The organism is uncultured Maribacter sp., from assembly GCF_947496775.1.
Taxonomy (GTDB): Bacteria; Bacteroidota; Bacteroidia; order Flavobacteriales; family Flavobacteriaceae; genus Maribacter_B.
Window position 1 is genome coordinate 1 of record NZ_CANMDU010000010.1, and the last position, 12,730, is coordinate 12,730.

Annotated in this window: 5 protein-coding genes; all 5 read right to left on the reverse strand. The window is 34.7% G+C overall.

Annotated features, from left to right (window positions below; genetic code table 11):
• Positions 1-1,109 (reverse strand): hypothetical protein (locus tag Q0856_RS14690; protein ID WP_298506236.1); only part of this gene is annotated, 1,109 nt, incomplete at its 3' end.
• A gap of 295 nt (positions 1,110-1,404) precedes the next feature.
• Complete coding sequence (locus Q0856_RS14695; protein ID WP_298506238.1) at positions 1,405-7,080, reverse strand: FG-GAP-like repeat-containing protein; 5,676 nt, start codon at positions 7,078-7,080, stop codon at positions 1,405-1,407.
• Between the two features lie 185 nt (positions 7,081-7,265).
• The gene (locus Q0856_RS14700; RefSeq protein ID WP_298506242.1) at positions 7,266-9,560 is read right to left on the reverse strand and encodes a Calx-beta domain-containing protein; all 2,295 of its coding nucleotides are present in this window, start codon (positions 9,558-9,560) and stop codon (positions 7,266-7,268) included.
• A 254-nt stretch (positions 9,561-9,814) separates the two neighbouring features.
• Positions 9,815-11,761, reverse strand: a complete 1,947-nt coding sequence (locus Q0856_RS14705) for an OmpA family protein (protein ID WP_298506245.1) — start codon at positions 11,759-11,761, stop codon at positions 9,815-9,817.
• Positions 11,762-11,773: 12 nt separating this feature from the next.
• Positions 11,774-12,727, reverse strand: coding sequence for a type IX secretion system membrane protein PorP/SprF (locus Q0856_RS14710; protein ID WP_298481378.1), 954 nt, complete (start codon positions 12,725-12,727; stop codon positions 11,774-11,776).
• Positions 12,728-12,730 lie beyond the last annotated feature (3 nt).

A 12,730-nucleotide genomic window follows, 5' to 3' on the forward strand; every position in this document is an offset into this window, starting at 1 on the left:
GAGGTAATATCTCCATCGCCTGTGATTGCTGTTCCATCTACTTCTAAGGCGCCTGTTGTTGCATTTTGTACCAATCCTGTTCCTGCTACATCTGCATTAATTGTTGAAGCATTTACAGCATCTGCTGCGATATCTGCACTTGCTATTGTTCCGTCTAAAATTTCCGTAGTAGTAATAGCGTCATCTGCCATCTTTACATTGGTAATAGCATTATCTGCAATTGTCAATGTTACATTATTCAATGTTGCGTTAGAACCACCTGTAACGTCAATATCACTTGATGTTATACTTCCGTCACCAACTATATCTGTAGGGTCTACTGTTACTCTATACACTGTGTTATTTCCAGTTACACTTGAGGTTACATCTATTCCGGTTCCTTCTACTACTGTTGTAGTTAGTTCACTAGAGGTAATACTTGCATCTAGCTCTTCTAAAGCAGATTGTACATTTGTACTTGTTATATTGCCTGCTGGATTTACTGAAACTTCACCCGCATTTTGATTATCGGTTACCATTGTCCAGTTAGTACCATTATATACATACAACTCATTGGTTGCCGTATCTAAATAGGTTACTCCTGGGTTATTATTTGCTGGAGGCCCTGTTGGTGGTCCTAGATTACTTGTTGTAAGTTCATTAGTAGGATCTATATCTAAATCTAATGCATTGTTTGCTGCTAAATCTGCTATTGCTTCTTCTACTGTAGTCTCATTTACACTATCTCCATCTACATCTAAAGGGTTATTTAAATTTACCTCAGCAGCATTCTGATCTGCTAAATCTTCTAAATTTACAGAAACGGTATTTCCATTTTCTATATCTAAGGATAATAAATTTGTAGCAGAATCAAAACTAAAATTTTGTAATTGCTGACTATCTGTAGAGGTTAACTCCCAAGTATTTCCATCCCAGAAATAAATTGTACCCGTATCTGTATTTACATAAATATCCCCTATGTCTGCACCTGTAGGTGTACCAACACCTGGAGCTGTAACATCTGTACCACTTAACACTTCGCAATTACATTGATCCTCTAAAAGAACTGTTTGTTGTGAAAACGCAATTCCCGATATAAATAACAACATCGGTAATAGAAACTTTTTCATTTGTAGGTTTTTAGTTTTGGCCATTTTAGTACTATAATTTTGCTATATATTTTAAATATATACCTGTAATCTTTCTTTTAAGAAACCATAACTTTTACACTATGATCTTACTACACTCTACAAAAATAACTTTACATCCTCCGTTGGAAAATAAATGTTGTGTAAGTGTACATTAGTATTGTATACCTCTTAAAAAGTGAGGTTTTAGTAAAATAAAACACTTAAAAAACTTTATTCCTTTTATCGATAACCTCAACAAAACAAAAAGCTCCAAGCGTTTAATTTTTTTAGTAAATCAGTTTTTTCTTACCCTATGTGTTATTCTTCTATTTGTAATTACTGTTGCAACTCTAAGGTTTAAAACTGCAGTAATAGAAGTATCCATTGTACAGACAAACATAGAATTAGAAACTAAAACTCTGTACTGATTCCCATTATCACTAGATGTTGGATTTGTTATAGATAAGGTATTGGTATTTACACCACTATGTATACCAGAATTAGGTAAATTATCCCAAGTTGTACCGTTAAATAATTGCCACTGAAATATATCTCCGTTTGTTGCAACGACGGTCATAGTACCACTACATCCTGGACAGATAGTTAAACTACTAGGTTCTGTGGTAATAACAGGAGCTGTACCTGCTTCTTTATAATCGAAAACTAAATTCGTATTAATATCAACTGGAGTAGTATATCCATCAGAATTACCAGTTACTAATCCATTTACAACATTATATCCAGTTCCCTCTAACTCCCCTATTTCTGTTCCGCTTTCCGTATAACCTGCTTCTTGCACATCATTACAACCATCGTTATCCGAATCTAACTCTATAGCATCTATATTACTATCTCCATCAGAATCTGCTAATGAATAATTTACAGTCTCATTATTTGGTTCGCTTTGTACTGCATTTGGCACCCCATCTATACCTACCACTCCATTAACTACTCCGTTTGTATGGGCTTGGTTATGACCTGCTTCTACAGCATCATAGATACCATCATTATCACTATCTAAATCCATACTGTCTGGAACGCCATCATTATCGGTATCTTTACAAGTAGTGATATCTTCTACCGTTACAAAATCTAATGCAGCTCCATCAGCAGTATAACTAGGAGTAGCTTCAAAAGAAATAGTTGTTTGCGCTGTTGTTGCTACAAAGGTTTGTTCAAAATAAAACCATTTCTTTGGTCCCATGATTCCTGAAACTATTCCTTCTGCTTTTGTTAATAGGGTTTGATTTATTAAAGAGTTATTTCCTGAATCAATAACATCTACATCTAAGGTAACTTGTGCTCCTTTTGCATGACCTACATCTTCGCCCCAATAAAAAGAGAAGCGATATGTATTTCCAACCGTAGTATTTATTACTTGAGAGAGAATATTATTTACTCCTCCTGTTACATTGTTGTTACCCATAACATCTAAATACTGGACGCCATGATATTCATCTGCAAAAGTGGCTCCTCCTGACCAACCTGGAGTTTCGCCTCCTACCCAACCATCAAGGTTTTGAGTGTATGTCCAACCTGCTAATGTATTAGCATTATAGGTAGCTCCTATAAAGGTTCCTGCTGCTCCTGTAAAGCCTCCAGGGAATACTACCGCATCTGTAAAGTCTTGTTGTTCAAAGGATGGGTTTATTACTAAATTACCACAACCTTCATCGGTATCTAAAATACCATCATTGTCATCATCAAAATCTAATGCATCTACAATAGTATCGTTGTCGGTATCGGGTCTGTCATCTAAAGCATCTCTAAAATCTACATCGCCTCCTGTTGTTGCATCATTATCAGAATCTAGCAAAGTAAATGATGGGGTTATTGGATTATCTATGGTTCCTCCTGGATTATTATACCCTGTTACATCGGTATCTATTGCATCATCTAAACCATCATTGTCGGTATCTTCTCCTGCTAAGGCTATCCCTGCTTCTGTAGTATCTCCATGACCTTCGTTATCACTATCTAAATCTAAGTAATCGGGTTGATCTGTTCCATCGGTATTGGTTGGGGTTAATCCTCCTAAGTAAGCAGAATTTACTCCATCATTGATTGCATATGTTGCGGCTGTATCATTGTTAGATAGGATGTATCCTAAAGTGGTTTGCGCTTCTACATTATCCGGTATTCCATCTCCATCACTATCTAAATCTAAATCGTTATTTATACCATCTTTATCGGTGTCTATACTTGCTGTCCAAATAATTGCTTTAACCAACAAATTTTCTCCTGCGGTATTGAACACTCCACTATCATTTGCATGAGGTACTATGACTCTTCTACCGGGAGCAACGCCAGATGGTATAGTTTCTCCTTCTTCCCATGCTGCCAGAGATATTTCTCCGTTTGGATGCAGCCCTAGTATTGTTCCTGTACCTATGTCTAAACTGTTTGTTCTATAAGACGCATTACCTATATTGTAATTCCCTAACGCAAGTCCTGCTGTTATTGGATGTGTATTATTTGTTATTTGAACATCTGTGGTGTTAGTAGTTGCTCCTTGGCTAGCTCCCAAAATTTCGTCATGAAGAAAAGTTTCACTTGTAATTACTCCGCGATTAGTTGTCGCCATATTCGCAACGTTTGTAAAAGCGGTACCGCTATTTGCATCTTCATAAATAAAAGTTACTGCATAATCATTGGCGTTACCTCCTACATTGTCATCTACTACGGTTACTGTATATCCTAAAGCTATTAATTTATCTATGGTATTTTGTTCTTCACTCCCAGGTGTTCCATTAGTTACCCATAAAACAGTTCTTGGACTCTCTACCAAATCTAAAATACCATCATTGTCATCATCTAAATCTACTCCATCTGGAACTCCATCGCCATCATTATCTTCACAAGCGTTTACCCCTATGTCTTGATAATATGTATTGGTAGTATTATAGGCTGCTCCCACAACTTGCCCTGTTGAAGTAACTGTAGGAGTACCAGAACCATATGTTCCATTATCGTCTGCATCTGCATTAGCAACCAATCCTAAATAGGCTTCATCAGCGTCGGAACATCCATCTCCATCACTATCCGTATTTTTAGAATAAGCACAGGGCGTATCCGTACTATAAACAAAATTATCTAAACCATGAGGGTCACGCGCGGTAGAAGTTATACTTTCTGTTAGAATATCATATCTAATAGTTACCGTACTTACGGGAGTATCTGTTAAAAAACCAAAATTAGTTTCTCTATTTTGACCGGCAACAGCTGTTCCTCTTGGTAAATTTGTACCATCTAAAATATTAACTGGACCTGTAATATCATCCCCAACAATATTATCTTTTATAGAAGCTATTAATGTTCCATCTGCATATACGGCATAGCTCAATAAAGGATTATCCCCAATTATGGTATCTAAAATATCTACCATATCAAAACTAAAAGCCGTTACGGGATTTGTAAAGTTTATTGTCACTGTATAAAAGTCTCCTGCTACACCACCCTGCTCTGGTTCTACATATACAGCATCTCCTGAGCTACCTGACTTAAATGCCCCACCTGTTGTTCTTCTAAATTCATTCCTATTAGTGGTAATATAACTTGTACTATAGGTCATTGTACCATTACTAAATGTAACTACACTACTTACTCCAGAACCATCACCAGACCCCGTTGAAGAAAAATCATTATTACCGTTAAGAACGGTTAAACTTAGCTGTCGATTATAAGCTTCTTTTTGAAATCCAGATTCTAAATATCCATTAGCATTTGTATTATTACCTATTACAAAAACACGATAATCTCCTCTTATCCAATCTAAGGCTTCTACTTGCGATTCTACAACTCCTGAAAGTGGAGGACATTCATCTACATCGTAAATTCCATCATTATCATCATCAACATCGCATATATCATTAATACCATCTCCATCAGTATCAATACCAGTTAAATCGGTACAAGGTTCTTCTATATAAACCGTAGCAGTATCACTTTTACCTAATGCCGGGCAAACAGAAACCGTTGAATCCGTAATTGTATAGTCAAAATTTGTTCCAGTAAAAGGTGTTCCTGCGCTATATGTATAAGTAACCAGACCTGCATCCGCATCATCAATAACTACAGACCCTACGGCTGGTTGCACAACACTTTCAATAAAGAAATTTTCTCCGTCTGGCTCCGAATCGTTATCAAATAGATTAATTTGAATAGATACAGAATTCCCTTGTGATACCACCACTAAATCATCTTCTGCATTTGGTGGATTTACGTTTTCTAAAATTTCAGCATCGGTAGTAGACATATCATAATGATTGGTCCCTGGAATTGTACTAGGTGTAGCAATAATTGTTGAAATAAGCCTAGAAAATCCTGAAGGTTCCGAAGGATCATAAAAATTAGGATAACGTACTTCTATAATATAGGTTTCATTTTCACCCAAAGGCAATCCAAAATGTACTTCCTCTGGACTTTGCGTTCCGTGACCGAAAACTCCATTTACTTGTCGTAATCCGCTAACTATATTACCTGCACAATCCCTAATTAAAACATTAGTTCCTATGGCCACACGTTCCGGAAGCCCTCCGGTGCTTCCATTTGCACCACGGTCTTCAGAAACGTCAATTAATAAGTGATTATTTCTATTCGCTGCCGGAAGATTGTTTATAAATAATTGATTAGAGCTACCATTAATATTCATATAAATATCTAAATCGCCATCATCATCAATATCAATCATTGTTGCTCCCTCACCATCACTTGTATTAAATATTTCAGTATCTAGACTAAAAGTCATTGCTGTACCACTACCAATTACTCCTGGTGCAGGTGTTGGGCTATTTAGTTGATTAATAAATAAATAACTTCTTCTGTTTGCCGCACTTCCAGAACCATCTCCAACAAATAAAATATCAATATCCCCATCATTATCTATATCTCCTCCTGCAAGTGCATCAATATCATTAGATGAGCTTCCATTATCTGTATTAGAAGGTTGTGGCAAACCAGGGAAAGTTGCAGCTCCTAATGGAGTCCAAACGCCAGGGCCGTCATTTCTAAATATTTGAGTTAAGCCATTTTCGGTCCATACTGCATCTAAATCTCCATCATTGTCTAAATCCCAAAGACCATTTCCTCCTTTATTTCCGTTTTCGGCTTGTGCTAAATCTGAGCCACTGGTAAAACTACCTCCTTGATTTAAGAAAAAATCATTTTCATTACGCTTACGCATAAAAATATCCACCCAACCATCGTCATTTACATCAGCCGCAGAACCATAATCTCCATCCGTTGCAAATTGATTTAATCCAAACTCAACTACTCCATTCCCATCACCGGGGGTTATGTGGGTAAATAATGCTGAAGGTGCAGGATTAGCAACTGTATGTGTAACATGATTTATATAATTGTTTCTTAAAAGTTCTATTCCGTATGCATGGCTGTCAAAAAAAATATCTAAATCTCCATCTCCTTCAAAATCGAAAAAACCTGCCCCTTCTACGTTGAGTCTACTTATGGTTACGGTGGCACTATTATTCCTTCCTACTGTAATTGGACTTGAGCCCCCAACACCATCTCCAAAAGTTCCATTTGCATTTTGTATAAAAATTTGAATAGCTACATCAGAAGAGCTTGTACCATGACTTGTCATCATAAAATCTGGTCTTCCATCTCCATTTAAGTCACCCCAAGCTGCTTGTCTTTCTGCTCTATCTCCTGATATCATTCCTGGAACCAAGGTAGATTGTACATTAGTAAAAGTACCATCACCATTATTGCGCATTAAGTAATTTCTTTGAGAAGTACTATTCCGTAAAACTAGAACATCTATATCCCCATCTCCATCAAAATCGGACCAAGCATGTCCTCCATCTTTAGAACCTCCCAAATTTAGTCCATACGAAGCTGCACTTTCTGTAAAAGTGGTTTGGGCGTAAAAGTTATTAATGCCTAGGAGAAAAAAAACGAATAGAATAGCATAAAATCCCTTTACAGAACTATTTGCGTTACTTTTATACATTGGTATAACTTTTAGTTATTTCTTTTGGGAACCCTTACAAAGTTATTCACATAGTAGTCTGGATGGGAAATTATGTTGTGTAACTATAGTTATACGATATAAATACAATGAAATTTGAAGTAAGAAATAATGTTCGCATGACAGCCCATATTTAAATGTAGTCTATATCTTACAAATTAAAATATTTATTCTTTCTTTACTCTATATGTTATTCTTTTATTTGTAATTACTGTTCTTGGGAATACGGAAAGTTCTCCTGTATATTCTCCCGCAAATGGTATATTTTGATCATTTGATGTGTCGATAGGAAAAATAGTATTTTCATAATTTCCAATTTTCAAGGTCACAATATCAAAACTAAAAGAACATGTATTACCAGCTAGAACACTAATTCCGGAAATAGTAAAATTACTACCTCCAGCAATTGCAGTAATAGTACCCCCACTAGAAGAAGTTGCATCTGGAGTAGTTGAAATTACCATATCTGTTGGTAGGTTATCTGTTAAGCTAAAATTTGTTAAATTCACACCATTAGCTGGATTTTCTACTATTATGGTTACACGAGATTCGTTACCTTGAGAAATTGCTGTTGGATTAAATGACTTACTTGCTACTGTTGGAAAAGCTATTTCATTGGACGTTACAAATACTCCTCCCCATATACCTTCGCTACTGCTACCTAAAACAACATCCATTTCCGTGGCAGAATTAGGTATAAGTCCTGTAGCATCAAAAATATCAATATCTACACCCCAACTATATCCAAAATTTGGATTTCTATTTCCTACATCAACTCCAAATTCGGAAATAGTTCCATTTAATGTATTGTTCCCTGGGTTTAAAGCATTTGTAATAGGCGATCCATTTATGGAAACAAAGTCACCAGATGAACTCGATTCCCCATCTAAACCAAAATATCCAACACTACTTTCAAACACTCCCGAAGATGGTGTTAATAAGCCTGTAACCGTAAATGAATCATTAGCTCCAAAACCAAAAAAATCGAAACCATCCCAAATACTAATATTACGAGATTTTTCTGTGCTATCATTGTAAACGACTACCATTGTCCAACCTCCATAAGGACCTGTAAAAGAACTCCCTGTTATTAATGCAATATCTGCAACAAAATAATTACCATTACCTCCTGATTGCACTAAGCTAGTAACATCTGCATAAGACATAAAAGAATTCCAACCAGAAAATGCACTTGTCTCAATATTACGTTGATCAGCTGTTATTGTATTATAAGTACTCCCGCTAGGTGTTCTTAGTTTTACTTCATCTATATTTAAGGTTGGTGGCGGATTAGTAATTCCACTATTGCTACTATTATAAACACCCCCCCAATATAATGCGGCATATTCCACAGTAGCTCCAACTGGAATAGTTATTGTACTACTACTAGAATTGGTTGTACTTGGATCTCCGTCCACATTTGAATACCCCATTATTACAGTTGGATTATTACTAGTTGGAAATCCTGGACAATTAGCAGTACATATTAAATTTGTGTTCCCCTTCATTATAAAATTTCCTACAATATTCATTGCATATCTTTCTTCATAGGGTCTCACATCATTAGGATCACTTTCATTATCATTAATTGTACCTATTGCAGTATCCGAAATATCAACCGACACATCACTAGTTGCACTAAAACTTATTGTAAAGGTCTCGGATACCTCTAGTAAGGCATCATCTGTTATTAAAATTGTTATTTGCTCGGTATCTCCAGATGTACCATTAAAATTTAATGTTCCAGTATAAATTCCAGAACTAACAGTATAATCAATACCTTGAGTTGCAGTACCAGCTGTTATTACATAATCTACAGTATATGAAGACGGCGTATTTAATCCTGCATGAGATATATCAAAAGTTGCAGTACCTACATCTTCTTCTACTGCTACGTCTTCCACTAATACTCTAGCACCAAAACTGGCGGTAATTCTAAAATTATCTATATAAAAATATTCTCCCGACTCCCAATCTCCCCAAGCCCATGTACTTTCATTATATAATCTAAATGTTGTTGTAGCTGAAGCATAAGCTAATATATTTTGACTAAAAGTATTTGCTTGTGTACCATGAAACGTATTTAAGGTAGTATAGTTTACTCCGTCAGTAGAAACTTGAAGACTCATATATTCACTTGTAGTATCATTCCCTCCATCTAAACCAATTGTTTGCCAATCAAAAGAAATAGTGGCACTAGAAGCCCCTGATAAGTTTACAGACCTAAAAATGTTTTGGGAGTTTCTACTAATATCTTCAAAACGCAAATCACCGCCAGTAATTCTAATTCTTCCATTAGCAGCACTATTACCATCATTAACTTCATTCCAATTACCTGAAAAATTAAGAGTCCCATCATTATTAGAATAAGATACAGAGCTAAAGTTATCTCTATAAGTTTCCTGTGCTAACAAAAGAGGTGCAGCGAGCAAAAAATAAATTAATAAAAGGGGGAATTTCATAGTATTACTATAATCAGGGTTTATAATAGTAAATTAGTATTTTCTATATCTCTAAATTTTAAGATTATTAGTTCATTACTAAATTACACATAAAAATAAAGAGCTTAGAGTTCTTTGCTTAATATTTGTTGTATAGAGATTAAAATAAGAGGTGTAGCTATAATTAAATGGTGTTAGCCCAACTAGAAAAATGCTTATATAAAAGAAAAGCTACCAAAAATGGTAGCTTTTCTTTTATATAATTTTTGAAAAATTTACTCCAATATTATAAATTCTGATCTACGGTTTAACTCATGTTCTTTTCCAGTACACTTTACACCATTCTTACAGTCATTTACCAACTTAGTTTCTCCATAACCTTCACCACTTAAACGATCTTTAGAGATGCCTTGAGAAATCATATAATCCACAGTAGCTTCTGCTCTTTTTTGAGATAACCATAAATTGTACGAATCTTTACCTCTACTATCCGTATGCGAGTTTACTTTAATTTTTAAACTCGGATATTTTTCCATAGCCGCTATTACTTTCTCTACTTCTATCTCCGAATCTTTACGGATAATATATTTATCAAAATCGAAATAAATTGTACTTAGTTGCAGTAGTTTTGCCAAATCATCTCCAAAACCTGCTAATATTTTATCTCTTTCTAAATAGAAATCAATAATTTTAGCTTTACCATCTGACTTTCCAATATACTCTTCTGCAGGTACATAACCTTCCATAAGTGCTCTTACAAAATTCCCTTGATTACAATCTAACTCCAAAGAATAAGCCCCCTTAGAATCAGTAATCGCGGAAAGAATTTCTTGATTATCCTCGTCAATTATTTTAATTGATGCTCCTACTAATACCTGATTAGAAATTTTGTCTCTTACAACCCCAGTAATTTGTTGGTTACAATCTAGCAACAAAGGTTCGTTTTCTATAAAACTATATATATCATCCGCACCTTTTCCTTCTTCTCTATTAGATGCAAAATAACCCTTTTTAGTTTCTTCATTAAAAATGAAGGTGAAATCGTCCATTTTACTATTTATAGACTCTCCGACATTTACAATTGCTCCATCAAAATTATCTTTTGCGATTTTAGTTGCAAATACATCTAAACCTCCTAACCCTGGATGCCCATCTGAAGAAAAATAGAGAACATCTTCCGAAGTAACAAATGGGAATGTTTCTCTAGATTCCGTATTTATAGCATCACCTAAATTTGTTGGTGCACTATAAGTACCATCTTCATTGATATTAACTTTAAAAATATCTGAAGCACCTAAAGAACCTGGCATATCAGAAGAAAAATAAAGTGTTTTTTCATCTGGACTAAGAGCAGGGTGTGCTACAGAATAAGAATCGCTATTAAACGGCAATTCAGCTATATTAGACCACGCATTAATACTATCTACAAATGTGGCTCTATATATTTTTAAGCGAATTACACCTTTTTCATCTTTCTTATACTTACCCTCCACCGTATTATTACGGGTAAAATATAAAATTTTCCCATCTTTCGTTGCCGCTGAAGTAGACTCATGTAATCTTGTATTGACGTCATCTCCTAATCTAGAAACCAAACTATCAGATCCATTACTAGTATTAACCTTATATAAATCCAAAAAGTCCTTCGAATTCCAGGTATGTCTATACCTTGCAAAATTCCCCGTATCTCTATCCGAAGAAAAAATTAAACCTTCTTTATAAAAAGAGGGAGCAAATTCTGAGTAAGAAGTATTGTATTGAAAAGACTTAATAGTATATCTTCCTGAATTTTTCTTAATTTCCTTTAAATAATCTTTTTCCTCTTTAAAACCTTTAGCTCTAGCATCATCTGCCGTTACTTCCGAAAATTTAGTCATTACGGCATTGGCTTCTTTGTAATCACCAATAGATTTAAGGGTTTGAGCATATCTAAAAAAATACTCTGGTCCTACTTCCTCTCCATAATCTTTTACTAATCTTTTATATATTTCCGAAGCTTCTTTATAATTTGCATTGAAGTAATAAGAATTACCCAAATTCTTCAACAAAGCAACGGAGACATATCCTTTGTCTAGAACTTTTTTATAAATATCAATTGCAGGACTAAAAGAATACTCCTCGTATTGTCCATCCCCTTTAGTTGCTAATTTATCCTGAGCAAAAGATGTTATGGTACAAATAAAAGTGAAAGCAAAAAGGAATATTTGAATACTTTTTTTCATTTTCAAAATATTTTAAAAGAATCTAGGTGAAACTAAACGTCTAAATGACTTAACCAGTTCATACCTTAAAAAAACTTCAAAAGAACCGTCGTTGAACTGTGTACCACCTAAATCTGTAGTTTCTTTGTCGTAGGCAAGCCCTATCATAAACTGATCTGATATTTGAAAACCTGCCATTCCACTTAATGCAGCATCCCATCTATATGCAGCTCCTAATGTAAATTTATCATTAAACATGAAACTTGTGGAAAAATCTACTTGTAATGGCGCTCCGCCAACCATTTTTGTTAATAATGCAGGTTTAAATTTTGTTCTTCCATTTAAATCAAATACATATCCTGTAATGAAATAGAAATTAATTCTTTCTTTAGATAAAAATTGTACCGAATTTGAATCTTGTTTAGAGTTATCAAAATGGTCTGTCTGTAAGAGGTTAGGTGCTGATAAACCTGCATAAAATCTATCCGAATGATAATACAATCCTAATCCAAAATTAGGAGAAAACTTATTTTCTATATTATCTACATTTACTGGTTCTACATCAAAATTGCGCAACCCATTAAAATCTAAATTAAGTAGATTTCCACCTGCTTTTAGTCCAAAAGATAATTTACCTTCTAAAGAGACATCTATTGTATAGGATAAAACAGCATCGAAATAAGTTTCTTGTACTACACCATCACCAATTTCATCATTAACAATCGAAAAACCATAACCTAACTTACTATTTCGGATTGGCGAATGAATATTAAGTGTTTGCGATTTAGGTGCTCCTTCTAGACCTACCCATTGCGCTCTATACAAAGCTGCAATGCTTAATTGCCCTCTTGAACCTGCATAGGCAGGATTAACACTCATTGTATTATACATATACTGTGTATACTGAGCATCTTGCTGTGCATTTATATTTTCAAAAAAAACTAAACCTAGAAATAATATTGTTAAAAATCTTTTTTTAATAATCATGTG